Source organism: Pseudoxanthomonas broegbernensis (assembly GCF_014202435.1).
Lineage (GTDB): Bacteria > Pseudomonadota > Gammaproteobacteria > Xanthomonadales > Xanthomonadaceae > Pseudoxanthomonas > Pseudoxanthomonas broegbernensis.
On the sequence record NZ_JACHGU010000001.1, the window covers coordinates 417,189 to 441,001 of the forward strand.

Consider the following 23,813-nt stretch of genomic DNA (forward strand, 5'->3'; position numbering starts at 1 on the left):
CCCGGGCTCGGGCGGTCGCCGCCGCCCGAAGCTGGCCCCTACGGTGCGGCGACCGGGTCGCGGCGCGTGCGCGGCCTGCGGCCCAGCGCCAGGGCCAGGGCCGCGTGCACCGGCAGCAGCAGCGCGATCCACGGCAGGTTGTACTGCGGGGCCTGGCTGAGCCATTGCAGTATCCAGCCCAGCGCGGCCAGCGCGGCGACCGCCCACAGCGCGAGGCGGAAGAACCCGCCGGGCATGCGCCCGCGCAGCAGCGCCACCGCCCCGGGCAGCAGCAGCAGGCACAGCGGATCGAGCAGCCACAGGTTGCGGTTGGCCCAGGCGGCCTGGTGCGCGGTGAAGCCCCACAGGAACACCAGCAGCGTGCCCCCCGTCCCGCACAGCAGCCAGAACGGCAGTGCGATCCCGCCCAGCAGGCGCGTCCGGCGGCGCGCGGCCAGCAGCGCGGCGGCGGCGGCCAGGCCGGCCAGCAGCCACGGCCAGGCGCGGCGCGGCCGTTCGGACGGCTCGGGGGCGATGCGGTGCGGCAGCAGTTCCTCCTCGGCCAGCACCAGCGGCCGGCCGTCGGGGGTGTGCGCCTCGCGCAGGCTGTCGGCCAGGCGCATCGGCACGAAGGCCTCGTCCCAGCGCGACAGCCGCCGGTCGGCGTACGGCCCCAGGCCCAGGTCGAACCCCAGCCACATCCACGCGGCCGGCCGCGCCAGGCGCACCGACTCGCTGCGGAAGGTGTTGCCGCGCGAGCGGCCGGACAACTGCGCCTTCAAGCCGCCGTCCAGGGCGTCGTCCAGCGCGTCGCGCACCTGGGTGGCGCAGTTGGCGGTGAAGTAGTCGTAGCGGTAGCGTGCGTTCTCCGGCCGCGCCCGCTCGGCCAGCGCATCGGCCAGCGCCCGCGCCCGCGCCGGTTCCAGGTCCAGCCACTGCACGCGCACGCCGCGCCCGGCGTCGCGATACTGGCCCAGGTCCTCGGCCATCGGCAGGGCGACCAGGTAGTACATCATCTCGCCGCGCACGAAGCGGCCGAGGAAGTCCGGCTCGGAGGGGTCGAAGTAGCCGAAGTTGTACGAGGTCGCCGTGCCGGTGCCGGCATCGGCGACGAGGATGGCGTCGTGGCCGAAGCGCTCGAAGAACGCCTCCCCCGGCTGCATGGTCATCACCCCGATGCGCGGCGCGGCGGCCTGGGCCGGGCCCGGCAGCCATGCGAGCAACAGCAGCAGGAGCCATGCCCGCGGGCCGCGCGTGGCGACGCGGGTGCGCGCCACCGGCGGCGCGCTCCGTGACTCGGGCGGGGCCGGCCGGCGCGGCCGCGGTGACGCCGGCGCGCACGGGCGCATCAGTCCTCGTCCTCCGGCTCCGGCGCCAGCACGCCGACCTGGAACGCCAGCACCCGGCGCGCATCGGCGCGGATCACCCGGAAGGCGAAGCGGTCCAGGGTCAGTTCCTCGCCGGACTCGGGCAGGTGGCCGATGGCCTCGGTGACCAGGCCACCGATGGTGTCGTACTCGTCGTCGGGGAAGCTCGCGCCGAAGCGCTGGTTGAAGTCGCCGATCGGGGTGAGCGCGTCGACCACGTACTGGCCGTCGGCCTGGGCCGCGATCAGCGCGCTGTCGTCCTCGGCCTCGTCGTGCTCGTCGTCGATCCGGCCGACGATCTGCTCCAGCACGTCCTCGATGGTGACCAGGCCGGCCACGCCGCCGTATTCGTCCACCACGATCGCCATGTGGTTGCGCGAGAGCCGGAATTCCTTGAGCAGGACGTTGAGCTTCTTCGACTCGGGGATCAGCACCGCCGGGCGCAGCAGCGCATGGATGTCGCCGGAGCCGTTGTCGGCCACCACGCCGCGCAGGAGGTCCTTGGCCAGGAGGATGCCGAGGATCTCGTCGCGATCCTCGCCGTGCACGGGGAAGCGCGAATGCCCCGACTCGACCACCTGCCGCAGCAGCTCGGCGAAGCCCGCGTCGGCCGGCAGCGAGACCATCTGCGAGCGCGAGACCATCACATCGCCCACGGCCAGCTCGGACACCGACAAGGCGCCTTCCATCATGCGCAGGGTGTCGGCGTCGATCAGCCCGTTGCCCTGCGCGTCTTGCAGCACGGCCAGCAGGTCCTCGCGGGTGTCGGGCTCTCCGGAGAAGGCGGCGCTGATGCGCTCCAGCCAGTTGCGCCGCTTCTCGTGCGGTTCGGATGCGGTTCGGCTGCTACTGTCGTCTTCTGACATCGGGGGCGGACGGGCGCCGGAGATACGGCGTTGGCCGGAGTCTAGCGCGGAACGGCGGCGGCCGGCGAGGCGGCGGCGGCCTGCTGCGGGGCTTCCGCCGCGTCCTGCGGCTCCAGCGGGTCGCGGCTGTAGCTGCAGCCGGCCAGGGTCTTGCCCGGGTGTGAATCGACGTTGGATACGGTGACCACGGCCGAGTCGATCCAGACGATCCCGTCCTCGCCGGCCGGCAGTTCCTCGGCGCGCACCTCGCGCCCGAACAACGCCTTGTCCGGGGTGTCGATGCCGGCCTCCAGCGCCAGTTCGCGGGCCAGCACGCGCGGGTCGGGCAGGTCCAGCACCGCCACCACGCCCTCGCCGGCCAACGCGATGTGGTCGCTGGCATGGCCGAACACGGTGATCGGCGCATTGAGCCGGTACTCGGCCATGAACGGATTGGCCTGCGGCTGCGGGCGCCAGCCCAGGGCCACGGCCGCGAGCGGATCGGCCTGCACCGGCGCCAGGGACATGAAGTCCTCGTAGCTCGCGCGGCATTCGATCAGCGCGGCCAGGTCCGGCGGCGCGGCCGCGGCCTCGTCCCGGGCGAACGCGGCCAGCGGCGCGAGCAGCAGCGCCAGGACGATCACCCACCCGGTCATGGAGGGGACGCAGGCGTCCGCTCGTGGCGCCGCCGGTTCCAGGATGCGCATCGGTTCACTCCCCGGCATACGGGTCGGGCAGGCCCAGGCCGGCCAGGATCTCGCGTTCGAGCTGTTCCATGGCCTCGGCCTCGCGGTCGTCCTCGTGGTTCCAGCCCAGCAGGTGCAGCACGCCGTGCACGGTCAGGTGCGCGTAGTGCGCGTTCGCCGGCTTGCCCTGTTCCCGGGCTTCGCTGGCCACCACCGGCGCGCAGATCACCAGGTCGCCCAGCAGCGGCAGCTTCACCCCCTTGGGCAGGCCCTCGGGCAGCTCGGCCGGGAAGCTGAGCACGTTGGTCGCGTAGTCCTTGCCGCGGTAGTGGCGGTTGAGCGCGCGGCCTTCCTTGGTGTCGACGATGCGGATGGCCAGGTCGGCCTCGCGGATGCGGCCGGCCAGCGCGGCGGCGGCCCACCTGCGGAAGCTGGCCGCCGCCGGCACGCCGGTGCGCGGCACGGCATAGCTGATGGCGACGTCGAGGCGGACGGGGCCACGGGTCATGGCCGTGGGCTCCGGTGTGGCCGGACCCGGCTGCCCGCGGTGGAGACCGCGGCGGCGCCGTCCTCGATCGGCCGCAGGGGCTTCATGTCGGCCCGGTCTCCCGGTCCTGCGCGTCGCGCATGTCGTAGGCGCTCACGATCCGCGCCACCAGCGGGTGGCGCACTACGTCGCGGGCCTCGAAGAAGGTGAAGCTCACGCCCTCCACGCCGCGCAGGACGTCGATGGCGTCGCGCAGGCCGGACTTGACGTGCTTGGGCAGGTCGATCTGGGTCAGGTCGCCGGTCACCACCGCGGTGCTGCCGAAGCCCAGGCGGGTGAGGAACATCTTCATCTGCTCGATGGTGGTGTTCTGCGCCTCGTCCAGGATCACGAAGGCGTCGTTGAGCGTGCGCCCGCGCATGTAGGCCAGCGGTGCGATCTCGATGACGCTTTTCTCCAGCAGCTTGGCCACCTTCTCCACGCCGAGCATCTCGTACAGCGCGTCGTACAGCGGGCGCAGGTAGGGGTCGACCTTCTGGGTGAGGTCGCCCGGCAGGAAGCCCAGCTTTTCGCCGGCCTCCACCGCCGGGCGTACCAGCACCAGCCGCTGCACCCGCGATTCGTTGAGCGCGTCCACCGCCATGGCCACGGCCAGGAAGGTCTTGCCGGTGCCGGCCGGGCCGACGCCGAAGTTGATGTCGTGGGTGGCGATGGCGTGCAGGTAGCGCGACTGGTTGGCGCCGCGCCCGCGCACGGTGCCGCGGCGCACGCGCACCGCCACGTCCTGCGGCTGGTAGCCGGGCTCTTCGGCCTGGTCGACGTTGGCCGCGTTCAGGCGCAGGTGGATGACGTGGCTGTCGTAGGTGGTCTCGGCGCTCTCGGCGTAGAGCGCCTGCAGCAGGCGCTCGGCGCGGACGACGGCCGGCTCCGGGCCGCTGACGCGGAACACGTTGCCGCGATTGGCGATCTCCACGCCCAGGCGCATTTCGATCTGGCGCAGGTGTTCGTCGAACGGGCCGGCCAGGTTGGCCAGCCGCTCGGTGTCGGCCGGGTCGAGGGTGAAGTCGCGCTGGGTGGGGACGGTCATCGGTGGACGGCACCGCGCGCGGGCGCACGGTCGCCGTGATCGCGGCGGGGCAGGGAAGCGTAGCGCGGTCCGGGGTCCGGCGGCCAGCGGGGCCGCACCCGCCTGGGCCGGGCCGCGGCCACGCGCCGTGCGGCGGCCGTGGCGCCGGCGGTCCGTACCCGGCGGCGGGCACCTGCCCGCCGGCCTGCGCTAGGCCGCCGTGCCCGCCGCGGCTTCGTCCCCGCGCATGGCCACCCGGCCGCGCAGGGAGTTGGCCAGCGCCTCGGTGATGACGACATCGGCGAACTGTCCGACCAGGCGCCGCGGCCCGGGGAAGTTCACCGAGCGCATGTTCTCGGTCTTGCCGGTCAGCTCGTCGGGGTTCTTCTTCGAGGGGCCTTCCACCAGCACGGTCTGCACGCTGCCCACCATCGCCCGGGAGATGCGCGCGGCGTTGGCGTTGATCGCCGCCTGCAGCCGTTCCAGGCGGGCGTGCTTGACCGCATCCGGGGTGGTGTCTTCCAGGTCCGCGGCCGGGGTGCCGGGGCGGCGCGAGTAGATGAAGGAGAAGCTCTGGTCGAAGCCCACGTCCTCGATCAGCTTCATGGTCTTGTCGAAGTCGGCATCGGTCTCGCCGGGGAAGCCGACGATGAAGTCCGAGCTGACCGAGATGCCCGGCCGCACCGCGCGCAGCTTGCGGATCTTCTGCTTGAACTCCAGCGCGGTGTAGCCGCGCTTCATCGCGCTCAGCACCCGGTCGCTGCCGGCCTGCACCGGCAGGTGCAGGTAGTCGGCCAGTTGCGGCACGTCGCGGTAGGCCTCCACCAGCGAGTCGGAGAACTCCAGCGGGTGCGAGGTGGTGAAGCGGATCCGGCCGACGCCCTCGATCTGGGCGATGGCGCGGATCAGCAGGCCCAGGTCCGCGGTCTCGCCGTCCTCGCCGTAGGGGCCACGGTAGGCGTTGACGTTCTGGCCCAGCAGGTTGATCTCGCGCACGCCCTGGGCGGCGAGCTGCGCCACCTCCACCAGCACGTCCTCGAACGGGCGGCTGACCTCGGTGCCGCGGGTGTAGGGCACCACGCAGAAGCTGCAGTACTTGGAGCAGCCCTCCATGATAGAGACGAACGCGCTCGGCCCTTCGGCGCGCGGCTCGGGCAGGCGGTCGAACTTCTCGATCTCCGGGAAGCTGATGTCCACCTGCGGCCGGTTCTGCTCGCGGCGGGCGCGGATCAGCTCGGGCAGGCGGTGCAGGGTCTGCGGGCCGAACACCAGGTCCACGTAGGGCGCGCGCTTGACGATGGCCTCGCCCTCCTGGGACGCCACGCAGCCGCCGACGCCGATGATGACCTCGCGGCCCTGGTCCTTGAGCCTGCTCTCCTTCAGCACGCGCCAGCGGCCGAGCTGGCTGAACACCTTCTCCTGCGCCTTCTCGCGGATCGAGCAGGTGTTGACCAGGACGACGTCGGCCTCTTCCGGGTCGTCGGTCAGTTCCAGCCCCTCGTGCTCGGCCAGCACGTCGGCCATCTTGGCCGAGTCGTACTCGTTCATCTGGCAGCCGTGGGTCTTGATGAACAGTTTCCCGCGCGCGCCGCCCGGGATGGCGCGCGGCGTGGCGCCCGGCAGCGGGACCAGGGCGGGGGCGGCGGAGGGAGCGGGCGCGATGGCGGCGTCCGGAGCGGCGTCCGGCGTGGCGTTCATCCCGGTCATGGCGGTCAATCCAGGCGGGCGGAAGGCGCACAGTGTAGCGGCCGGCGCCCGCCATGGCGCGGCCCGGAGCGTCCGCGGCCGCGACTTTCCTCTTTGCGGACAACGGCTTGGCAAGCGCCCGGGAAGCTGGGAAACTCCGCGCCATGAAGGGGATGCCGGGGATCCTGGGGCTTGTGCTGTTCGCGCTGGTGGCCGCGCCCGCCGGTGCCGGCACCCTGTATCGCTGCGTCGGCCCGGACGGCGCGACCAGCTACGTCAACACGCGGATTGCCGGCGCGCAGTGCGCGGTGTTCAGCCGCTACGTGCCGGATCGCTCGCCGGCCCGGCCGGCGCCTCCGCCTCCGCCGCCCCCGGCAGTGGCGTCTGTCGGTGGGGCCGATGCCGCGCCGGCAAGCCTGCGGGTCTCCCATGCGCCGCTGCCGCCCGGGCCGCACCGCAGCAACGCCGGCAGCGCGCCGCAGCGCCGGGTCGCCGGCCAGGTGTATTCCTACATGCAGGACGGCGTGCGCCACTTCAGCAGCCGCCCGCCGGCGCGCGGCGCCGCCGCCGAACAGGTGCGCACCATCGCCTACAGCTTCATCGAGACCTGCTACGCCTGCGCGCTGCAGCCGGGAGTGAGCTTCGCCACGGTGCGGCTGAACACCAACGCCTACCAGGGGGAGATCGCCGCCGCCGCCCGCGAGTTCGGGGTCGATGAGGCGATCGTGCGCGCGGTCATCCATGCCGAGTCGGCGTTCAACCCCACCGCGCTGTCCCGGGTGGGCGCGCAGGGGCTGATGCAGTTGATGCCGGCCACCGCGCGCCGGTTCGGGGTGGCCGACAGCTACGACGCCGGGCAGAACATCCGCGGCGGCGTGCAGTACCTGGCCTGGCTGCTGAAGCGCTTCAACGGCGACCTGACCCTGGCCGCGCCGGCTACAACGCCGGCGAGGGCGCGGTCGACCGCTACAAGGGCGTGCCGCCCTACAGCGAGACCCAGCGCTACGTGCAGCGCGTGGCCATGCTGGCCGAGCGCTACCGCGGGGTGCAGGCCGCGCGTTGAGGCCGGGAAACGTCGCCGCGGCGACGCATGGGGGGTGCGCAAAACGGGGCGCACCGGGGCGGGCGGCGGCGTCCGCCATTGTCGGCCCGTTAAGCGTTCCGTTACACTTCGTTGTCTTTTGCGGCCGGCCTGCCTCTCCTGGCAGGTTCGGGTCGCAGGCAGCCAACGCTACCAGCAGAAGATTTTCGGAGTGCCGGATGGCCAATGATGAGGTCCAAGCGCCCGTGAACACGGGTCGACGCCGATTCCTGACTGCGACCACCGCCGTGGTCGGGGCGGTCGGTGCCGGGTTCGCAGCAGTTCCCTTCATCAAGTCCTGGAATCCCAGCGCGCGGGCCAAGCTCGCCGGCGCTCCGGTGACCGCGGACATCAGCGCGTTGCAGGAAGGCCAGCGCCTGATCCTGGAATGGCGCGGCCAGCCGATCTGGATCGTCAAGCGTTCCAAGGCCGTGCTCGACGCGCTGCCCACCCTGGACGGCCACCTGCGCGACCCCAAGTCGGAGAACGCCGACCAGCAGCCGGAGTACGTGCGCCAGGCCAACCCGGAGCTGCGCTCGCTCAAGCCGGAGATCTCGGTGCTGGTGGGCCTGTGCACCCACCTGGGCTGCTCGCCGGAGATGGCCGCCGAGATCAAGCCCGAGCCGTACGATCCGGACTGGAAGGGCGGTTATTTCTGCCCCTGCCACAAGTCCCGCTTCGACATGGCCGGGCGCGTGTTCCAGGGCGTGCCGGCGCCGACCAACCTGGTCGTGCCGCCGCACCACTACGTCGACGACGGCACCATCGTCATCGGCGTCGATCCCTCCAACGGCACGGGGGCGTAAGCCATGGCGAACATCTTCACCCGCACCGCCACCGGCGCGATGGACTGGGTCAACGCCCGCGCCCCGGCGCTGGCGCCGATGTACCGGAAGCACATGTCCGAGTACTACGCGCCGAAGAACTTCAACATCTGGTACATCTTCGGCGTGCTGTCGATGGTGGTGCTGGTCAACCAGATCGTCACCGGCATCTTCCTGACGATGCACTTCAAGGCCAGCGCGGCGGAAGCCTTCGCCTCGGTCGAGTACATCATGCGCGACGTGGAGTGGGGCTGGCTGATCCGCTACATGCACAGCACCGGCGCCTCGCTGTTCTTCATCGTCGTCTACCTGCACATGTTCCGCGGGCTGATGTACGGCTCCTACCAGAAGCCGCGCGAGCTGGTGTGGATACTGGGCATGCTGATCTACCTGGTGCTGATGGCCGAGGCCTTCATGGGCTACGTGCTGCCGTGGGGCCAGATGTCGTTCTGGGGCGCGAAGGTGATCATCTCGCTGTTCGGCGCCATCCCGGTGATCGGCAACGGCCTGACCGAGTGGATCATGGGCGACTACCTGCCCTCCGACGCCACCCTCAACCGCTTCTTCGCCCTGCACGTCATCGCCCTGCCGCTGGTGCTTTTGCTGCTGGTGGTGCTGCACCTGGGCGCGCTGCACGAGGTCGGCTCGAACAATCCGGACGGCGTGGAGATCAAGAAGGGCCCGAAGGGCAACCGCTGGTCCCCCACCGCCCCGGCCGACGGCGTGCCGTTCCACCCGTACTACACGGTGAAGGACACCTTCTACGTGTTCGCGATGCTGGTCATCGCCGCCTTCATCATCTTCTTCGCCCCGGCGTTCGGCGGCTGGTTCCTCGAACACGACAACTTCACCGAGGCCAACAGGCTGGTCACCCCCGAGCACATCAAGCCGGTGTGGTACTACACCCCGTACTACGCGATGCTGCGCGTGGTCCCGCACAAGCTCAGCGGCGTACTGGTGATGTTCGGCGCGATCGCCATCCTGTTCGCGCTGCCGTGGCTGGACCGGGCCAAGGTCAAGTCCTACCGCTACCGCGGCCTGCTGTCCAAGGTGCTGCTGGGCCTGTTCGCTCTGAGCTTCGTGTGGCTGGGCAAGATCGGCGCCGGCCCGGGCACCGACCCGGTGGAGACCATCGTCGGCCGCTTCCTGACCGCGTATTACTTCCTTTTCTTCCTGACCATGCCGCTGTGGACCAAGCTGGACCAGACCAAGCCGGTGCCGGAACGGGTGACGACGCATGACTAAGAAGTGGATTGCCCTGCTAGCCGCAGCCGCCACCGGGCTCCTGTTCTCCGCCACCGCGCTGGCCGCGGCCGGCGGCCCGGTCCAGCAGGCCGACAACGACCTGTCCGACCGCGCCTCCCTGCAGCGCGGCGCGCAGTTGTACATGAACCACTGCTCCGGCTGCCATTCGCTGAAGTACCTGCGCTATTCGCGCATGGCCGAGGACCTGGGCCTGACCGAGGACGAGGTGATGAACCACCTCAACTTCACCGGCGCCAAGTACGGCGAACAGATCCACGTGGCCATGACCCAGGCCCAGGGCGACAAGTGGTTCGGCAAGATGCCGCCCGACCTGAGCGTCATCTCCCGCGTGCGCGGCAGCGACTGGATCTACACCTACCTCAAGTCCTTCTACCTGGACGAGTCGCGCCCGCTGGGCTGGAACAACAAGCTGTTCCCCAACGTGTCCATGCCCAACCCGATGTGGGAGCTGCAGGGCCTGCAGCACGCCGAGTTCGGCGAGCCCGACGCGGTCGGCGAGCGCCACCCGGAGCGGCTGGTGGTCACCACGCCGGGGCACCTGTCGGCGGCCGAGTTCGACCGGGCCGCGCGCGACGTCACCAATTTCCTCGAATACGCCGGCGAACCGGCCGCGCTCAAGCGGCAGGCCATCGGTGTGTGGGTGATCCTGTTCCTGGTCGCACTGACCTTCCTGGCCTACCTGCTCAAGCAGGAATACTGGCGGGACGTGCACTGAAGTGCTGCGATGCGGCGTGCCCGTCCGGCCGGCGTGCCGGCCCCGGGCGGCCCCCGCCCTTGCGCTTTTCCGCCGGGGGATAGCACACTCGGGGACTGTGACGACCGTCGGCGAGGGGCTGGCGGCAGCGGTACGGCCGGCGGATTCCGGCCGTCGGAGGCCTAGATGGCAGCGAGCGTGCGCATGCGCAATACCCTGACGTTGTTCTCCTCCGTCGATGACGTTCTTTGTCATCGCGTGCGGCTGGTCCTGGCGGCCAAGGGCGTGACCTACGACCTGGTGCCGGTCGACGCGCAGAACCCGCCCGAGGACCTGATCCACCTCAACCCGTACCACTCGGTGCCGACCCTGGTCGAGCGCGAACTGGTGCTGTACGCGGCGTCGGTGGTGAGCGAATACCTGGACGAGCGCTATCCGCACCCGCCGCTGATGCCGGTGGACCCGCTGTCGCGGGCGCGCCTGCGCCTGGCGATGCTGCGCATCGAGCACGACTGGGTGCCGCAGGTGCAGGCCATCCAACTGGGCAACAAGCAGCAGGCCGAGGCCGGTCGCAAGCGCCTGAAGGAACTGCTGACCGAGTCGCTGCCGCTGTTCAAGGCCAGCAAGTTCTTCCTCAACCCCGAGATGAGCCTGGCCGACTGCGCGATGGCGCCGATCGTCTGGCGCCTGCAGGCGCTGGACGTGCCGCTGCCCAAGGACGGCAAGGCCATCGAGGACTACGGCAACCGCATCTTCCGCAATCCCGGTTTCCTGCGCAGCCTGACCGACCAGGAAAGGAAATTGCGCGACATGCCGGCATGACCGGACGGCGATGCGCGCGCCCGGCCCGGCGGCGTAAACTGCGGGCATGAGCGATGACGCCGCGAGCATGACCAGTTATCGCCCGTACCTGCTGCGGGCCTTGACCGAGTGGATCAACGACAACGGCATGACCCCGCACATCCTCGTCGATGCGGGCGTATCCGGCGTGCAGGTGCCGCCGGGCGCGGTGCGCGACGGGCGGGTGGTGCTGAACATCGCCGACCGTGCCGTGGTCGGCCTGCACATCGACAACGAATGGGTCGGCTTCACCGCCCGCTTCGGCGGGGTCAGCCAGGCGGTGAACGTGCCGGTGGGCGCGGTGCTGGCGGTGTACGCGCGCGAGACCGGGCAGGGCATGGTGCTGCCGGAGGAAAGCAGCGCCTCGCCGCCGGGCGATGGACCGGGCGATGGCCCGGGGCCGCATGCGCCGCCGCCGGCCGATCCGCCCACGCCCGGCAAGCGCCCGCACCTGCGCGTGGTGAAGTAGCCGCGCAGCGGGCGCCGTTGCCGGCCGTCGGTGCCGGCGAAGATCGTCCGAGGGTGGCTTGTCCGGCGCCGAGGCGCCGGGCGGCATTCAATCGCGCCGTTCCAGCGGGATGATCCGCGCGCCCGCGGAAGGGCCGGTAAAGGACACCAGCCGCCCGGCCCTGAGCACCAGGCGCCCGCTGTGGCGGTCGGCGCCATCGTAGGAATAGTCGAAGCGGAAGCTGCGCTCCAGGCCGAGCCAGCCGTCCTGGCGCCGGTACACCCGCACCCCGTTGGCATGCACGCTCTGGTCCAGCCACTGCACCCCGGCGGCGGCGCAGGCGTCGCGGCCCAGCGCCTCGGCGCGCTCGGCCGCCGCGCGCGCGGCGTTCCAGAATGCCGCCGCGGCGGCACCGGCGATCATCAGCAGGATCAGGCTAGGCATGGCGCCATGGTGCCGTAGCCCGAGCGGGCGGTAAATGCGGCCATGAGTTGACCTAGGTCATTGGTCGCGGGCGTGCCAGGGGCGAGCATGCCAACCATGAGAATGATTCTTATTGGTGGTCTTGCCCGTTCCGGCCTGCGGACGGCGCGCTGGGCGTTGCTGCTGGCCCTGGCGGCCTGTGCCGGCGAGCCGGACGCCCCCTCCCCGGTTGCTGAGCCCGCCGCCGTGCCGGTGCGGCTGGCCGGTCCCTCGGCGGTGGTGAGCTTCCCGCTGATGCACATGGCGCTTACCGGCATCGACGTGCACGGCCGGCGCCCCCGGCCCGCGCGGTTCCGGCTATGGCAGAACCCGGACCAGTTGCGGGTGCTGCTGGCCCGCGGCGAACTGGACTACAGCGCGGTCCCGGCCAACCTGCCGGCGCTGATGGCCAACCGCGGCGAGCCGGTGCGGCTGTTGAACGTGTCGGTGTGGGGCCTGCTGTGGCTGGTCAGCCGCGATCCGGACGTGGCCGGGTTCGACGACCTGCGCGGGCGGACGCTGCTGACGCCGTTCCGCCGCGACATGGGGGCCATCGCCCTGCACGAGCTGCTCAAGGCGCGCGGCATCGAGGCCGGTGCCGGCATCCAGTTGCGCCAGGCCCGCGACGGCCTGGACGCGGTGGCGCTGATGCTGGCCGGCCAGGGCGAGCATGCGCTGCTGCCGGAGCCGACCGCCTCGCTGCTGCTGTGGCGCAACCGCGACGAGGGCGGGGCGCCGCTGTACCGCGCGCAGAGCCTGGAGCAGGCGTGGGCGCAGGCTTTCCCCGCGCGGCCGGAACTTCCGCAGGCCGGGGTGATGGCCGCCGCGGGCACGGATGGCGATCCGGCGCTGGACCGCGCCGTCGCCGCCGCCTACGCGCGCTCGGCGCGGTGGTGCAAGGCCGATCCGCCCGCCTGCGCGGCCCTGGCCCACCGGTACCTGCCGCACATGCCGGTACCGGCACTGGAGGAGTCGATCCGGGTCACGCGCCTGGACGGGCTGGACGCGGCCGCGGTGCGGCCACAGCTCGATGCGCTGTACCGGTTGATCCTCGACAGCCAGCCCGAGGCCGTCGGCGGCCGTCTGCCGGATGCCGGGTTCTACGGCCCATGAACGTCCACAGGCCAGCGACGAGCGCGACGCCGGTGCTGTGGTCGGCCCTGGGCCTGCTGGCGTTGCTGGCGGCCTGGCACCTGGCCGCGCTGCGGCTGGGGCCGCTGCTGATGGCCACGCCGGCGCAGACGGTGCAGGCGCTGGCAGCGCTGCTCGCCGGGGAAGGCTTTCGCCACCACGCCGCGGTCAGCCTGCTGCGGGTGGTGGCCGGGGTCGGGCTGGCCATCGTCATCGGCCTGGTGCTGGGCCTGCTGGCCGGCCGCCATGCGCGCCTGCGCGCGCTGCTGGAACCGCTGCGCTGGGTGCTGATGGCGGTGCCGGGCGTGATCGTGGTGGTGCTGGCGATGCTGTGGTTCGGCCTGGGCACGGCGATGGTGGTGTTCATGACCGTGGCGCTGGTGGCGCCGGGGGTGTACGTGAACACGCTCAAGGGCCTGCTGCTGGTGGACCCGGCGCTGGTGGAGATGGCCCGGGTCTACCGCTTCGGGCGCCTGCGCCGGCTGCGCCACGTGGTGTTGCCCGCGTTGACCGCGCCCTTGTGCGCGGCCCTGTTGATCGCCACGTGCAGCGGCGTGCGGCTGGTGGTGATGGCCGAGGTGCTGGGCGCGGTGGACGGCGCCGGCTACGCCCTGGCCAACGCCCGCGGCACCTTCGACAGTGCCGGACTCTACGCCTGGGCCGTGCTGGTGCTGGGCCTGGTGGCGGTGCTGGAACTGGGGCTGCTGCAACCGCTGCAGCGGCACCTGACGCGCTGGCGGCAGGACGCCGCACCGGCGCTGGCCGCACTCGCGCGAGGACGCGCCGATGCTTGAACTGGACGGCATCGCGCTGGACCTGGGCGGCCGCCGCGTGCTTGCCGGTTTCGCCCTGCGCCTGGCGCGCGGCGAGCGGCTGGGGCTGGTCGGTCCCAGCGGCGCGGGCAAGAGCAGCGTGCTCAAGCTCGCCGCCGGCCTGCTGGTCCCTGGCGCCGGCAGGGTCCGCAATGGCTTCGCCCGCCCCTGCCTGGTGTTCCAGGAGCCGCGGCTGCTGCCGTGGCGCAGCGTGCGCGAGAACCTGGTCATTCCCCTGCGCGCGGCCGGGCGCACCCGGGACGACGCGCGCTCCGTCGCCGAAACCTGGCTGGCCCGGGTCGGCCAGGCGGGCGAGGCGGGCGCCTGGCCGCGCCAGTTGTCCGGTGGCATGGCCCAGCGCGTGGCCCTGGCACGGGCATTCGCGCTGGAGCCGGACCTGCTGCTGCTGGACGAGCCCTTCGGCGCGCTGGATCCCGAGCTGCGCCGCACCCTGGGCGCGCTGTGCGACGCGGAACTGGCGCGCACCGGCGCGGCGCTGGTGTGCGTGAGCCACCACCCGCAGGAACTGGGCGAGCGGGTCGACCGCTGCATCCGCCTGGAAGGCGGCCGCGCCTGGCCGCATGCCCTGCCCGGGCACGCACCTCGCGCGCCCGGCCGCGCGCCAGCCCTCCCTGGACATCCTTCTTCCGCGCCGGCCCATGCCCGCGCGCCCGGACTTCTCCCGCCAGCCGCGTCCCCGACGCAAGCGAGCCCGCCATGAGCCACTACGCCGTGTTGTTGATCCTGCACCTGTTCGCCGCGCTGATGTTCGTCGGTACGGTGTTCTTCGAGGTGTTGATCCTGGAAAGCGTGCGCAGGCACGTGCCGCGCAACGTGATGCTGCAGATGGAGACCGGCATCGGCAATCGCGCGCGGCAACTGATGCCGTGGGTGCTGGCGGTGCTGTACGGCAGCGGCATGGGCATGGCCTGGCGCTACCGCACGCTGCTGGCGCACCCGCTGGAGAGCAGCTTCGGCCTGCTGCTGACGATCAAGATCGTGCTGGCGCTGAGCGTGTTCGGCCACTTCCTCTACGCGATGTCGCTGCGCCGCCGGCGCCGGCTGGCATCGACCGCATTCAAGCGCATCCACCTGAGCGTGTTCTGCCACATGGTCGGCATCGTGTTGCTGGCCAAGCTCATGTTCCACCTGGGGTGGTGAGCGCTTCCGCTTCCTTCGCCGAGAACCTCCACATGACCTCCCCCCGCCCCCATCTTTCACTGCTCGTCCCGGCCATCGCCGTTGCGCTGGCCTGCGTGCCGGCTTCGGCCTTCGCGGCCGACGCCCGCGAGCCGGTCGACCTGGACCGCATCGACGTGCTCGGCCGCAGCGGCGATACCCCGGTCGCGCCGACCGTGGCCGACGAGCGCGAGCGCCTGGCCCGCGTGCCCGGCGGCACCAACCTGGTCGACCTGCGCAACGCCGGCCGCCAGGCCACCCTGCGCGATGCCCTGGAGCACCAGCCCGGCATCGTCCTGCAGGAGTTCTTCGGCGGCATCGACCAGCCGCGCCTGAACATCCGCGGCTCCGGCATCCAGAGCAATCCGGTCAACCGGGGCGTGCTGCTGCTGCAGGACGGGCTGCCGCTGAACGAGGCCGACGGCTCGTTCGTGATCGGCCTGCTGGAACAGCGCAACGCCGCCTTCATCAGCGCCCGCCGCGGCGCCAACGCGCTCAGCCCCGGCGCCACTGCCCTGGGCGGCGAGATCGACTTCTACAGCCTCAACGGCGCCGACGAGCGCGGCCGCCTGCGCCTGGAGGGCGGCAGCGACGGCCGCCGCGGCGGACAACTGGCCTGGGGCGTTTCCGGCCCGCGCGCCGACGGCTGGATCGGCGCCAGCCACGATGCGTACGACGGCTACCGGCGCCACGCCGACGGCGAGCGCGATTCGGTCCACGTCAACACCGGCTGGCGCGCGGGCGAGACCTTCAGCAACCGCACCTGGCTGTCGTGGACCGACCTGTTCTTCCACATCCCCAACGTGGTGCCCAAGGCGCGCATCCACAGCGACCCGCGCGGGGTGATGGGCGACGGCGACACGCCGCAGGACAATCTGTTGAACGTCTATCGCCGCGACCCGCTGCGCGACACCCGGCACTGGCGCGTGGCCAACGCCTCGCAATGGGGCGGCGAGCGGCTGCGGCAGTCGCTGGGCCTGTGGTGGCAGCACACCGACGACCTGTTCAAGAACCCGACCACCCACAACGTCAGCGACACCGATACCTGGGGCGCGCAGTACCAGGCGGCCGGCGAGCGCGGCGACCTGGACTACCGGCTCGGCGGCGCCTACACCGCCGGCGACACCGCGCGCGACTTCTACGCCAACAGTCCGGCCGACGGCACCCGGCTGCAGCGCTTCGGCCACTACGGCCTGGACGCGGCCAGCCTGGACCTGCAGGCCGCGCTGGGCTGGCGCACCGGCGAGCACTGGCGCCTGCTGGCCGAGGCCAAGTGGAGCCGGGTCGAGCGCGATGCCGCCGACCTGGCCCGCGGCGGCGGCCTGGAGCAGCGCTACGCCCATGCCAGCCCGCGGGTGGGGGCGATCTGGCAGCCGCGCCCGGGCCTGCGCCTGTTCGCCAACCTCAGCCGCAGCAACGAGGTGCCGACCTGGTGGGAGATCGTCAGCGCCGAGGTGCCGCCGGCCAGCCCGGCCGGCGCGCAGGCGCAACTGCTGCGCCTGCGCGTGCAGGCCGCCGACACCCTCGAGATCGGCGGCAGCGGCCGCTTCGGCGGCGCCGAGCGCGGCGCGGACTGGTCGCTGGCGGTGTACCGCAGCGCGGTCGACGACGAGCTGATGTCGATGGTGGACGCGTTCGGCAACCGCGTGGGCACCTACAACTACACCGCCGGTACCACCCACCAGGGGGTCGAGGCCGGCCTGGACGGCCGCTTCCCCGCCGTCGGCGGCGGCGTGCTGGAATACCGGCTGGCCTGGACCTGGAGCGACTTCACCTTCGACGACGGCCAGTTCGCCGGCAACCGCATCGCCGGCGTACCCAGGCACCTGGTCAGCGCCGAGCTGGCATGGCGCAGCGGCGGCTGGCGCATCGGTCCCAACGTGCGCTGGCTGCCCGGCGACACCCCGACCGACCACGCCAACACCCGCGACATCTACCAGGACGGCTACGCGCTGCTCGGCGCCAGGCTCGACTACACCGCCGCCGATGGACGCTGGACGGTGTTCGTGCATGCCGACAACCTCACCGACCGCCGCTACGCCAGCAGCTACGTGATCCGCAACCAGGGCACGCTGGCGCAGCCCGGTTTCCTGCAGGGCGTGGGCCGCAACGCTACGCTCGGCCTGACCTGGAGGTTCTGACCATGCACGCCCCTTCGCCATCCCCCGATCCCGGTGCCTGCTGCAGCGAGGAGGACGTGGTCGCCCTGGTGCACCGCTTCTACGCGCGGGTGCGCCTGGACCCCGACCTGGGCCCGGTGTTCGAGCGCCACGTCGCGGACTGGCCGGCGCACCTGGCGCACCTGGTGGATTTCTGGTCGGCGTTGCTGCGCGGCACCCGCCGCTTCAGCGGTGCGCCGATGCCCCGGCACATGGCGCTGCCGGGGCTGAACGCCGCGCTGTTCCGGCGCTGGCTGGAGCTGTTCGCGCAGACCACCGCCGAGCTGGGCAATCCGGCGATGCAGTCCGAGGCCGATACCCGCGCGCGGATGATCGCCGAGCGCTTCTGGCAGCAGTACCAGGTCGCCGGCCACGACGTCCTTCACCATTGCCCCGTTTCATCGCCCACCGGAGAGACGCCATGAACCGCATCCGCTTCCCCGCGATCCTGCCGCTGGCGCTGCTGGCCGCCCTGGCCGCCACCGCCACCAGCACCGCCACCGCGCTGGACGCCGGGGCGGACGCGCCCGTGCCGCCGCGGTTGTCCACGCTGGCCGGTGCGCCCGACCCGGCCACCGCTCAGGCGCGCACCACCACCCAGGTGGGCCGCTACGGCCAGGCCCGGGTGATGCAGTTGCAACTCAAGGCGGGCACGCGGATGCCGGCCCATGCCGCGCCGGAGCGGGTGCTGGTGGTGGTGCTCGCCGGCCAGGGACGCTTCGAGTTCGACGATGGCCCGGTGCCGGTGCGCGCGCGCCAGGTGCTGCACCTGGCGCCGGGCGAGAACCACGGCGTGAGCGCGGACACCGACCTGGACCTGCTGCTGGTGCGCATGGCCGAGCACTAGGAGGCACGGCCGCCTGCCCCGACGATCGCGGGACCGGGCATCCTGCCCGCCCGCCCGCCTCCGCACCGCGGGATGCGGGCGGTATCGCGCCCGTCCGCCTTGCGCCATCGTGGGTCGCCCGTGAAGCGGCGACGCGGCGCACGCGGAATCCGCCGCCATAGCCCGGATCAGATCGGTGCCGGCCCCAGCTTCATCGACAGGTCGATGGCGCGCACGTGCTTGGTCAGGCCGCCGATGGAGATGCAATCCACGCCGTCCTGCGCGATCGCGCGCAGGCCGTCCAGGCCGACCCCGCCGGAGACCTCCAGCGGGATGCGCCCGTCGAACGGCGCCGTACGGGCGATGCGCACCGCCTCGCGGCGCATGTCCGCGGTGAAGTCGTCGATCAGCACGCGGTCGCAGCCAGCGGCCAGCGCCTCGCGCAACTGTTCCAGCGTCTCCACTTCCACGATCAGCGGCAGGGCCGGCTGTGCCTGGCGCGCCCGCGCGATCGCCGCGCCCACGGAGCCGGCGACGCGGACGTGGTTCTCCTTCAGCATCACCGCGTCGTACAGGCCGATGCGGTGGTTCGCCCCGCCGCCGGCGCGCACCGCGTACTTCTGCGCCTGGCGCAGGCCCGGCAGGGTCTTGCGCGTGTCCAGGATGGCCGTGCCGGTGCCGCGCACGGCATCGACGTGGGCGGCGGTGGTGGTGGCCGTGCCGCACAGCGTCTGCATGAAGTTCAAGGCGGTGCGCTCGGCGCTGACCAGCGTGCGGCTGCGGCCTTCCAGCAGCGCCAGCACGGTGCCGGCGGCCACGCGCTGGCCTTCGGCGACGCGCCAGTCGATCCGCACCTGCGGGTCCAGCGCGCGGTGGCAGGCGTCGAACCACGGGCGCCCGGCGATCACCGCGTCTTCCTTGCACAGCAGGTAGGCGCGTTCGGGCACGTCGGGCAGCAAGGCAGCGGTGACGTCGCCGCCGCCGAGGTCCTCCTCCAGCGCGCGGCGCACGTCGGCCTGTACGGCCTCGGTGGGTGGAGGCGTCAGCGGCGGGGCGGGGCGGGGCATGGTCAGGCGCCGGGGAAGCCGGGCACCTGCGCGGTGGCCAGGGCTTCCTCGACCAGCAGCACCGGGATGCCGTCGTCGACCCGGTAGACCTGCCTGCGGTCGCGGGTGACCAGCGCCTCGCGCAGCGGCTCGCGCTGCGGGCTGCCGTCGCCGCGCTGCACCTGGCCGTCGGCGATGGCGCGGTTCAGCGCTTCCAGCGCGCGCGGCTCCAGCAGCGCCAGCGGCTGGCGGGTATCGGGCGAGCACAACAGGTCGAGCAGCTTGCGATCCATGGGCGGGAACGGATTGGGGGGAAGCCGGAATGCGCGGAAGCGTACCACCCAGGGGCCTCGGGAGGCCGCGGTGCCATGCCGTAGGCCGAGCGGGTCGTCGTCGTACCCGGCGTGCGCGGCGATCGTGGAGTCCGGTACGCCTTCGATCCCTGCGCCTGCCGCCGATCGGGGCGAGGCGGCACGCGGGCTGCCGCACGGTCGAAGGCCCGGGCGAGCGGCGGCCGGCCGTCGCGGCCGGTTCGGGCAGCCTGCCGTGCAACTTCCGCTAAAATGGCCCTTTAGCGACCGAGGCCGCCATGACCGTCACCCCAACCGCCCCGCTGGTGGGCATCGTGATGGGATCCCGTTCCGATTGGGAAACCATGCAGCACGCCGTGCAGAAGCTCGACGCGCTGGGTGTCGCGCACGAGGTGAAGGTGGTGTCCGCGCACCGCACGCCCGACGTACTGTTCGAGTACGCCGCCAGCGCGAAGGCGCGCGGCCTGCGCGCGATCATCGCCGGCGCCGGCGGCGCGGCGCACCTGCCGGGCATGCTCGCGGCCAAGACCGCGGTGCCGGTGCTGGGCGTGCCGGTGCAGAGCAAGGCGCTCAACGGCATGGACTCGCTGCTGTCGATCGTGCAGATGCCGGCCGGCGTCCCGGTGGCCACCTTCGCCATCGGCAACGCGGGCGCGGCCAATGCCGGGCTGTTCGCCGCCGCCCTGCTGGCGGCCGATCATCCGGACATCGCCCGTGCGCTGGAGGCGTTCCGCCGGCACCAGACCGACGACGTCGTCGCCCACGACGATCCGCGCCAATGAGCGCTCGCCACGGCGTTCCGCGCGGGGCGACGGCATGACCCGTCCCACCGTGGGCATCCTCGGAGGCGGGCAGTTGGCGCGCATGCTGGCCCTGGCCGGCGCGCCGCTGGGGCTGCGCTTCCTGGTGATGGACACCGCATCCGACGCCTGCGCCAGCCAGTTCGCGCCGCTGCGGGTGGGCGACTACCGCGACGAGGCGGTGCTGGCCGAGTTCGCGGCGAAGATCGACGTGGCCACGTTCGATTTCGAGAACGTGCCGGCCGAGAGCGCCGAGTGGCTGTCGGCGCGGGTGCCGGTGTTCCCCAACCCGCGCGCGCTGGCGGTGGCGCAGGACCGGCTGGCGGAGAAGACCCTGTTCCGCGAACTGGACATCCCGGTGCCGGCGTTCGCCACCGTGGACACCCGCGAGGAACTGGACCGCGCGCTGGCCTCGGTCGGCGTGCCGTGCATCCTCAAGACGCGCCGGCTCGGCTACGACGGCAAGGGCCAGTTCCGCATCCGTTCCGCCGGCGATGCCGAGGCGGCCTGGCAGGCGCTGGGGCCGCAGGCGGCCGGCGTGGGCCTGATCGTCGAGGCCTTCGTGCCGTTCGAGCGCGAGCTGAGCGTGGTGGCCGTGCGCGGCCGCGACGGCGAATTCCGGACCTGGCCGCTGACGGCCAACTGGCACGTGGACGGCGTGCTCTCGGCCAGCCTGGCGCCGGCGCGGGTGGACGCGGAACTGGCCGCCACCGCCGTCGCCCATGCGCGGCGGCTGGCCGAGCGGCTGGACTACGTGGGCGTGTTCGCGCTGGAACTGTTCTGCCGCGGCGGCGAACTGCTGGCCAACGAGATGGCGCCGCGCGTGCACAACTCCGGGCACTGGACGATCGAGGGCGCGGAGACCTCGCAGTTCCAGAATCACCTGCGCGCGGTACTGGGCCTGCCGCTGGGATCGACCGCGATGCGCGGCCATGCCTGCATGCTCAACTGGATCGGGCAGATGCCCGATCCGGCCGCGGTGCTGGGCCAGGCCGGCGGCCACTGGCACGACTACGGCAAGGAACCGCGCGCCGGGCGCAAAGTGGGCCATGCCACCCTGCGCGCCGACACGCCCGGGGCGCTGGCCGAGGCGCTGGAGCGAGTGGGCCGCGCATTGGACCGCGATGCGCAGGTCGCACCGCCGGTGGCGGCGCTGCGGGATTGAGGCCAGCGCCGGGGAAGCGGCAGGGCGCGGACGATTCGACGCGTCGCCGACTGAGGCCGGCTCGTGCAGCCCGGCCGCGCGTCAGCGCAGCCGCTTGCCCGCCGCCTCCCAGTCCACCACGTTCCAGAACGCCTCCAGGTACCGGTCGCGCGCATCCTGGCGGTCCAGGTAGTAGGCGTGCTCCCACAGGTCGCACGCCAGCAGTGGCGTGCCGGCACCGGTCAGCGGGGTGGACGCGCCGTGGGTGACGACGATGCCGGGCGAGCCATCCGGGTGCTGCACCAGCCACGCCCAGCCCGAGCCGGCCAGGCCCAGCGCCGCATGCGCGAACTCGTCGCGGAAGCGCGGGAAGTCGCCGTAGCGCCGGGCCAGCAGGTCGCCCAGGCGGCCGCCGGGTTCGCCGCCGCCGCGCGGGGACAGGCAGGTCCAGTGGAAGGCATGGTTCCAGGCCTGCGCGGCCTGCTCGAACAGGCGCCCACGGGCACGGCGCACGATGTCCTCCAGCGCCAGTTCCTCCAGGCCGCTGCCTTCCAGCAGCCGGCGGGCCGCGTCCACGTAGGCACGGTGGTGCACGCCGTGGTGCAGGTCCAGGGTGGCGGCCGTGATGTGAGGTTCCAGCGCGGTGCGGGGGTAGGGCAGGTCGGGCAGTTCGATGGGCATGGTGCGGGGGCGCGGAGGTGGGCGGCGTCGGCGTGGCGGCGCGCAGGGATTACAATTGCAACTTCAGTTTAGCCGACGCCGGGGCCGGCCCCCGGCGCCGAGGGAGAGACGCAATGGCGGTGATGGAGCGCATCCAGGCCGAGGTCGAGGGCCACCCGATCGTGCTGTTCATGAAGGGCACCCCGGCCTATCCGATGTGCGGCTTCTCCGCGCGCGCGGTGCAGGCGCTGCAGGCCGCCGGCGCCGAGCGGCTGCACACGGTGAACGTGCTGGAGGAGCCGGAGGTGCGCGCCAACCTGCCGCGCTATTCCAACTGGCCGACCTTCCCGCAGTTGTTCCTGCACGGCGAGTTGCTCGGCGGTTGCGAGGTCACCCTGGAGTTGCTGGAGTCGGGCGAGCTGCAGCGCATGGTCAGCGAAGCGCAGTCGCAGTGAGCCTGCTCGGCCTGCCCACCGCCGCTCCGCAGCCGCTGGCCGGCCGCGTGATCCTGGTCGCCGGCGCCCATGGCGGCCTGGGCGCCGCCGCCGCGCAGGCCTGCGCCGCCGCCGGCGCGACCCTGGTGCTGCTGGGCCGGCGCCTGCCCAAGCTCAACCGGGTCTATGACGCCGTCGCCCAGGCCGGCCCGGAGCCGCTGCTGTACCCGCTGGACCTGGAGGGCGCCGCGCCGGACGACTACGCCCAACTGGCCGAACGCCTGCACGCCGAACTGGGTCGGCTGGATGGGCTGCTGCACTGCGCCGCCGACTTCCGCGGCCTGACCCCGCTGGAGCACCAGGACCCTGCCGCCTTCGCCCGCGCCATCCACGTCAACCTCACCGCGCCGTGGTGGCTGGTGCAGGCCTGCCTGCCGCTGCTGCGCCACTCGCCCGATGCCTCGGTGGTGCTGGCGGCGGACGACCTGGACCGGGTCGGCCAGGCCTACTGGGGCGGCTACGGCGTGGCCCAGCACGGCTTGCACGGGCTGGTCCCGATGCTGGCGGCCGAACTGTCCGGCACCTCGGTGCGGGTGGCCGGCCTGCAGCCCGGGCCCATGCGCACGCCGCTGCGCGCCCGCGCATACGCGGACGACCTGCACGAAGGCGTGCGCGACCCGGCGGCCTACGCCGGGGCCTGCGTCGCCCTGCTGTCGGCGGCCGGCGCGGCCCATCGCGGGACCGTGTGGCGCCCCGAGCCGGAAGGCGTGCCGGCGTGACCATCCTGTCGGCGGCGCTGCTGCTGTTCCTGATCCTCGACCCGCTGGGGAATGTTCCCGTGTTCCTCAGCGTGCTCAAGCCGGTGGCGCCGGAGCGGCACCGGAGGGTGCTGGTGCGCGAGATGCTGATCGCCCTGGCGGTGCTGATGCTGTTCCTGTGGTGCGGCAAGTACGCGCTGGAGCTGATGCACCTGCGCCAGGAGTCGGTCTCGATCGCCGGCGGCATCGTCCTGTTCCTGATCGGCATCCGCATGGTGTTCCCGCGTGCGGAAGGCCTGATGGGCGAGATCCCGGACGGCGAGCCCTTCATCGTGCCGCTGGCCATCCCCCTGGTGGCGGGGCCCTCGGGCATGGCCGCGGTGATGCTGATGGGCAGCAGCGAGCCGGACCGGCTCGGCGAATGGAGCCTGGCCCTGCTGCTGGCCTGGGGCGTGACCGCCGCGATCCTGCTGGCCGCGCCCTTCCTCTACCGGCTGTTGGGGCCGCGCGCGCTGGCCGCGGTGGAGCGGCTGATGGGCATGTTGCTGGTGGCCATCTCGGTGCAGATGCTGCTGGACGGGCTGACCGCCTACCTGGGCCTGGCCATCCCGGCGGCGTGAGGCCCCGGGGTTTAGCCGCCCCGCCCGTCGGTTTCCCTGCCTATCCACCGACATCCGGCCGTCACATGGCGGTCACATGTCCCCCCTAACATGTTAACCTGTTGTTAACGCCCATGCGCAGCCGTATGCAGGCATTTGTAGGCATTCCAGCCGCTCGCCCTGCAACGGGGCCAGACCGCATTCCGTCCCCCTCCGAGGCCAC

Annotated in this window: 27 protein-coding genes and 1 pseudogene; 18 read left to right on the forward strand and 10 right to left on the reverse strand. The window is 72.4% G+C overall.

Features of this window, described 5'->3' with window-relative positions; all coding sequences use genetic code 11:
* Positions 1–38: 38 nt before the first annotated feature.
* From HNR76_RS01795 to miaB, 6 genes are all read right to left on the reverse strand, one after another.
* Positions 39–1,256 (reverse strand): lipoprotein N-acyltransferase Lnb domain-containing protein, encoded by a 1,218-nt coding sequence (locus HNR76_RS01795; RefSeq protein WP_425501800.1) that lies wholly within the window; start codon positions 1,254–1,256, stop codon positions 39–41.
* Between the two features lie 71 nt (positions 1,257–1,327).
* Positions 1,328–2,212, reverse strand: a complete 885-nt coding sequence (locus HNR76_RS01800) for a CorC family transporter (protein WP_162311225.1) — start codon at positions 2,210–2,212, stop codon at positions 1,328–1,330.
* Positions 2,213–2,253: 41 nt separating this feature from the next.
* Positions 2,254–2,847 carry a hypothetical protein gene (locus HNR76_RS01805; protein WP_162311286.1) on the reverse strand — a complete coding sequence of 198 codons (594 nt, stop codon included), beginning with the start codon at positions 2,845–2,847 and terminating at the stop codon, positions 2,254–2,256.
* Positions 2,848–2,902: 55 nt separating this feature from the next.
* Positions 2,903–3,385 carry an rRNA maturation RNase YbeY gene (ybeY, locus tag HNR76_RS01810; RefSeq protein WP_162311226.1) on the reverse strand — a complete coding sequence of 161 codons (483 nt, stop codon included), beginning with the start codon at positions 3,383–3,385 and terminating at the stop codon, positions 2,903–2,905.
* Positions 3,386–3,467: 82 nt separating this feature from the next.
* Complete coding sequence (locus HNR76_RS01815) at positions 3,468–4,451, reverse strand: PhoH family protein (protein WP_162311227.1); 984 nt, start codon at positions 4,449–4,451, stop codon at positions 3,468–3,470.
* Between the two features lie 189 nt (positions 4,452–4,640).
* Positions 4,641–6,128 (reverse strand): tRNA (N6-isopentenyl adenosine(37)-C2)-methylthiotransferase MiaB, encoded by a 1,488-nt coding sequence (gene miaB, locus HNR76_RS01820; protein ID WP_246428984.1) that lies wholly within the window; start codon positions 6,126–6,128, stop codon positions 4,641–4,643.
* Positions 6,129–6,280: 152 nt separating this feature from the next.
* On the opposite strand from miaB, the pseudogene HNR76_RS01825 reads away from it, so the two are divergent.
* The 6 genes and pseudogenes from HNR76_RS01825 (at position 6,281) to HNR76_RS01850 (ending at position 11,290) form a co-directional block, all read left to right on the forward strand.
* Positions 6,281–7,179 (forward strand): annotated as a pseudogene (locus HNR76_RS01825) (lytic transglycosylase domain-containing protein).
* Between the two features lie 197 nt (positions 7,180–7,376).
* Positions 7,377–8,003 (forward strand): ubiquinol-cytochrome c reductase iron-sulfur subunit, encoded by a 627-nt coding sequence (gene petA / locus HNR76_RS01830; protein WP_162311229.1) that lies wholly within the window; start codon positions 7,377–7,379, stop codon positions 8,001–8,003.
* Between the two features lie 3 nt (positions 8,004–8,006).
* Positions 8,007–9,266, forward strand: a complete 1,260-nt coding sequence (locus tag HNR76_RS01835) for a cytochrome b (RefSeq protein ID WP_162311230.1) — start codon at positions 8,007–8,009, stop codon at positions 9,264–9,266.
* Positions 9,259–10,002: a cytochrome c1 gene (locus HNR76_RS01840; RefSeq protein WP_162311231.1), complete on the forward strand. Its 744-nt coding sequence runs from the start codon at positions 9,259–9,261 to the stop codon at positions 10,000–10,002. The genes HNR76_RS01835 and HNR76_RS01840 overlap by 8 nt, the downstream gene beginning before the upstream one ends.
* A gap of 165 nt (positions 10,003–10,167) precedes the next feature.
* Positions 10,168–10,803, forward strand: a complete 636-nt coding sequence (locus HNR76_RS01845; protein ID WP_162311232.1) for a glutathione S-transferase N-terminal domain-containing protein — start codon at positions 10,168–10,170, stop codon at positions 10,801–10,803.
* 46 nt (positions 10,804–10,849) lie between these two features.
* Positions 10,850–11,290, forward strand: a complete 441-nt coding sequence (locus tag HNR76_RS01850) for a ClpXP protease specificity-enhancing factor (RefSeq protein ID WP_162311233.1) — start codon at positions 10,850–10,852, stop codon at positions 11,288–11,290.
* 87 nt (positions 11,291–11,377) lie between these two features.
* Here the strand turns inward: HNR76_RS01850 and HNR76_RS01855 are convergent, their stop codons facing one another.
* Positions 11,378–11,713, reverse strand: a complete 336-nt coding sequence (locus HNR76_RS01855) for a DUF3301 domain-containing protein (RefSeq protein WP_162311234.1) — start codon at positions 11,711–11,713, stop codon at positions 11,378–11,380.
* Positions 11,714–11,809: 96 nt separating this feature from the next.
* On the opposite strand from HNR76_RS01855, the gene HNR76_RS01860 reads away from it, so the two are divergent.
* Genes HNR76_RS01860 through HNR76_RS01890 form a run of 7 tightly spaced genes read left to right on the forward strand, consistent with a single transcriptional unit; the run spans position 11,810 to position 17,859 of the window.
* Positions 11,810–12,844, forward strand: a complete 1,035-nt coding sequence (locus HNR76_RS01860; protein ID WP_211373179.1) for a substrate-binding domain-containing protein — start codon at positions 11,810–11,812, stop codon at positions 12,842–12,844.
* Positions 12,841–13,656 carry an ABC transporter permease gene (locus HNR76_RS01865; protein WP_162311235.1) on the forward strand — a complete coding sequence of 272 codons (816 nt, stop codon included), beginning with the start codon at positions 12,841–12,843 and terminating at the stop codon, positions 13,654–13,656. The genes HNR76_RS01860 and HNR76_RS01865 overlap by 4 nt, the downstream gene beginning before the upstream one ends.
* The gene (locus HNR76_RS01870) at positions 13,649–14,395 is read left to right on the forward strand and encodes an ATP-binding cassette domain-containing protein (protein ID WP_162311236.1); all 747 of its coding nucleotides are present in this window, start codon (positions 13,649–13,651) and stop codon (positions 14,393–14,395) included. Before HNR76_RS01865 ends, HNR76_RS01870 begins: the two co-directional genes overlap by 8 nt.
* Positions 14,392–14,835 (forward strand): CopD family copper resistance protein, encoded by a 444-nt coding sequence (locus tag HNR76_RS01875; protein ID WP_162311237.1) that lies wholly within the window; start codon positions 14,392–14,394, stop codon positions 14,833–14,835. The genes HNR76_RS01870 and HNR76_RS01875 overlap by 4 nt, the downstream gene beginning before the upstream one ends.
* 32 nt (positions 14,836–14,867) lie before the next feature.
* Complete coding sequence (locus HNR76_RS01880; RefSeq protein WP_162311238.1) at positions 14,868–16,994, forward strand: TonB-dependent receptor family protein; 2,127 nt, start codon at positions 14,868–14,870, stop codon at positions 16,992–16,994.
* A 2-nt stretch (positions 16,995–16,996) separates the two neighbouring features.
* Positions 16,997–17,437: a group III truncated hemoglobin gene (locus HNR76_RS01885; protein ID WP_162311239.1), complete on the forward strand. Its 441-nt coding sequence runs from the start codon at positions 16,997–16,999 to the stop codon at positions 17,435–17,437.
* Positions 17,434–17,859: a cupin domain-containing protein gene (locus tag HNR76_RS01890; RefSeq protein WP_162311240.1), complete on the forward strand. Its 426-nt coding sequence runs from the start codon at positions 17,434–17,436 to the stop codon at positions 17,857–17,859. Before HNR76_RS01885 ends, HNR76_RS01890 begins: the two co-directional genes overlap by 4 nt.
* A 167-nt stretch (positions 17,860–18,026) precedes the next feature.
* Here the strand turns inward: HNR76_RS01890 and nadC are convergent, their stop codons facing one another.
* Together nadC and HNR76_RS01900 are read right to left on the reverse strand one after the other, a co-directional pair.
* Positions 18,027–18,905 carry a carboxylating nicotinate-nucleotide diphosphorylase gene (nadC, locus tag HNR76_RS01895; protein ID WP_162311241.1) on the reverse strand — a complete coding sequence of 293 codons (879 nt, stop codon included), beginning with the start codon at positions 18,903–18,905 and terminating at the stop codon, positions 18,027–18,029.
* Between the two features lie 2 nt (positions 18,906–18,907).
* Entirely contained in the window at positions 18,908–19,177 is a 270-nt protein-coding gene (locus tag HNR76_RS01900) for a Trm112 family protein (protein ID WP_162311242.1), read from the reverse strand.
* Between the two features lie 296 nt (positions 19,178–19,473).
* Here HNR76_RS01900 and purE point away from each other — a divergent pair, with 296 nt between their 5' ends.
* Entirely contained in the window at positions 19,474–19,977 is a 504-nt protein-coding gene (purE, locus tag HNR76_RS01905; RefSeq protein WP_162311243.1) for a 5-(carboxyamino)imidazole ribonucleotide mutase, read from the forward strand.
* A gap of 34 nt (positions 19,978–20,011) precedes the next feature.
* Positions 20,012–21,160, forward strand: a complete 1,149-nt coding sequence (locus HNR76_RS01910; protein WP_162311244.1) for a 5-(carboxyamino)imidazole ribonucleotide synthase — start codon at positions 20,012–20,014, stop codon at positions 21,158–21,160.
* Between the two features lie 81 nt (positions 21,161–21,241).
* Here HNR76_RS01910 and HNR76_RS01915 read toward each other — a convergent pair whose 3' ends face one another.
* Entirely contained in the window at positions 21,242–21,820 is a 579-nt protein-coding gene (locus HNR76_RS01915; RefSeq protein ID WP_162311245.1) for a superoxide dismutase, read from the reverse strand.
* 113 nt (positions 21,821–21,933) lie between these two features.
* Between HNR76_RS01915 and grxD the strand changes: the two genes are divergently transcribed.
* From grxD to HNR76_RS01930, 3 genes are read left to right on the forward strand one after another with little or no spacing between them, the layout of a single operon-like run.
* Positions 21,934–22,254, forward strand: coding sequence for a Grx4 family monothiol glutaredoxin (grxD, locus tag HNR76_RS01920; RefSeq protein ID WP_162311246.1), 321 nt, complete (start codon positions 21,934–21,936; stop codon positions 22,252–22,254).
* Positions 22,251–23,012, forward strand: coding sequence for an SDR family NAD(P)-dependent oxidoreductase (locus HNR76_RS01925; RefSeq protein ID WP_162311247.1), 762 nt, complete (start codon positions 22,251–22,253; stop codon positions 23,010–23,012). The genes grxD and HNR76_RS01925 overlap by 4 nt, the downstream gene beginning before the upstream one ends.
* Positions 23,009–23,611, forward strand: a complete 603-nt coding sequence (locus HNR76_RS01930) for a YhgN family NAAT transporter (protein ID WP_162311248.1) — start codon at positions 23,009–23,011, stop codon at positions 23,609–23,611. The genes HNR76_RS01925 and HNR76_RS01930 overlap by 4 nt, the downstream gene beginning before the upstream one ends.
* Positions 23,612–23,813 lie beyond the last annotated feature (202 nt).

Excerpts from the sequence above, each read along its gene's own strand:
- HNR76_RS01815 (WP_162311227.1), bottom strand. The coding sequence starts at position 4,451 with ATGACCGTCCCCACCCAGCGCGACTTCACCCTCGACCCGGCCGACACC.
- HNR76_RS01915 (WP_162311245.1), bottom strand. The coding sequence starts at position 21,820 with ATGCCCATCGAACTGCCCGACCTGCCCTACCCCCGCACCGCGCTGGAA.
- HNR76_RS01875 (WP_162311237.1), top strand. The coding sequence starts at position 14,392 with ATGAGCCACTACGCCGTGTTGTTGATCCTGCACCTGTTCGCCGCGCTG.
- ybeY (WP_162311226.1), bottom strand. The coding sequence starts at position 3,385 with ATGACCCGTGGCCCCGTCCGCCTCGACGTCGCCATCAGCTATGCCGTG.
- HNR76_RS01850 (WP_162311233.1), top strand. The coding sequence starts at position 10,850 with ATGAGCGATGACGCCGCGAGCATGACCAGTTATCGCCCGTACCTGCTG.
- HNR76_RS01860 (WP_211373179.1), top strand. The coding sequence starts at position 11,810 with ATGAGAATGATTCTTATTGGTGGTCTTGCCCGTTCCGGCCTGCGGACG.
- HNR76_RS01840 (WP_162311231.1), top strand. The coding sequence starts at position 9,259 with ATGACTAAGAAGTGGATTGCCCTGCTAGCCGCAGCCGCCACCGGGCTC.
- HNR76_RS01870 (WP_162311236.1), top strand. The coding sequence starts at position 13,649 with ATGCTTGAACTGGACGGCATCGCGCTGGACCTGGGCGGCCGCCGCGTG.
- HNR76_RS01865 (WP_162311235.1), top strand. The coding sequence starts at position 12,841 with ATGAACGTCCACAGGCCAGCGACGAGCGCGACGCCGGTGCTGTGGTCG.
- HNR76_RS01805 (WP_162311286.1), bottom strand. The coding sequence starts at position 2,847 with ATGACCGGGTGGGTGATCGTCCTGGCGCTGCTGCTCGCGCCGCTGGCC.
- HNR76_RS01855 (WP_162311234.1), bottom strand. The coding sequence starts at position 11,713 with ATGCCTAGCCTGATCCTGCTGATGATCGCCGGTGCCGCCGCGGCGGCA.
- HNR76_RS01890 (WP_162311240.1), top strand. The coding sequence starts at position 17,434 with ATGAACCGCATCCGCTTCCCCGCGATCCTGCCGCTGGCGCTGCTGGCC.
- HNR76_RS01885 (WP_162311239.1), top strand. The coding sequence starts at position 16,997 with ATGCACGCCCCTTCGCCATCCCCCGATCCCGGTGCCTGCTGCAGCGAG.
- HNR76_RS01800 (WP_162311225.1), bottom strand. The coding sequence starts at position 2,212 with ATGTCAGAAGACGACAGTAGCAGCCGAACCGCATCCGAACCGCACGAG.
- HNR76_RS01845 (WP_162311232.1), top strand. The coding sequence starts at position 10,168 with ATGGCAGCGAGCGTGCGCATGCGCAATACCCTGACGTTGTTCTCCTCC.
- HNR76_RS01900 (WP_162311242.1), bottom strand. The coding sequence starts at position 19,177 with ATGGATCGCAAGCTGCTCGACCTGTTGTGCTCGCCCGATACCCGCCAG.
- HNR76_RS01910 (WP_162311244.1), top strand. The coding sequence starts at position 20,012 with ATGACCCGTCCCACCGTGGGCATCCTCGGAGGCGGGCAGTTGGCGCGC.
- grxD (WP_162311246.1), top strand. The coding sequence starts at position 21,934 with ATGGCGGTGATGGAGCGCATCCAGGCCGAGGTCGAGGGCCACCCGATC.
- purE (WP_162311243.1), top strand. The coding sequence starts at position 19,474 with ATGACCGTCACCCCAACCGCCCCGCTGGTGGGCATCGTGATGGGATCC.
- miaB (WP_246428984.1), bottom strand. The coding sequence starts at position 6,128 with ATGAACGCCACGCCGGACGCCGCTCCGGACGCCGCCATCGCGCCCGCT.
- HNR76_RS01835 (WP_162311230.1), top strand. The coding sequence starts at position 8,007 with ATGGCGAACATCTTCACCCGCACCGCCACCGGCGCGATGGACTGGGTC.
- nadC (WP_162311241.1), bottom strand. The coding sequence starts at position 18,905 with ATGCCCCGCCCCGCCCCGCCGCTGACGCCTCCACCCACCGAGGCCGTA.
- HNR76_RS01880 (WP_162311238.1), top strand. The coding sequence starts at position 14,868 with ATGACCTCCCCCCGCCCCCATCTTTCACTGCTCGTCCCGGCCATCGCC.
- petA (WP_162311229.1), top strand. The coding sequence starts at position 7,377 with ATGGCCAATGATGAGGTCCAAGCGCCCGTGAACACGGGTCGACGCCGA.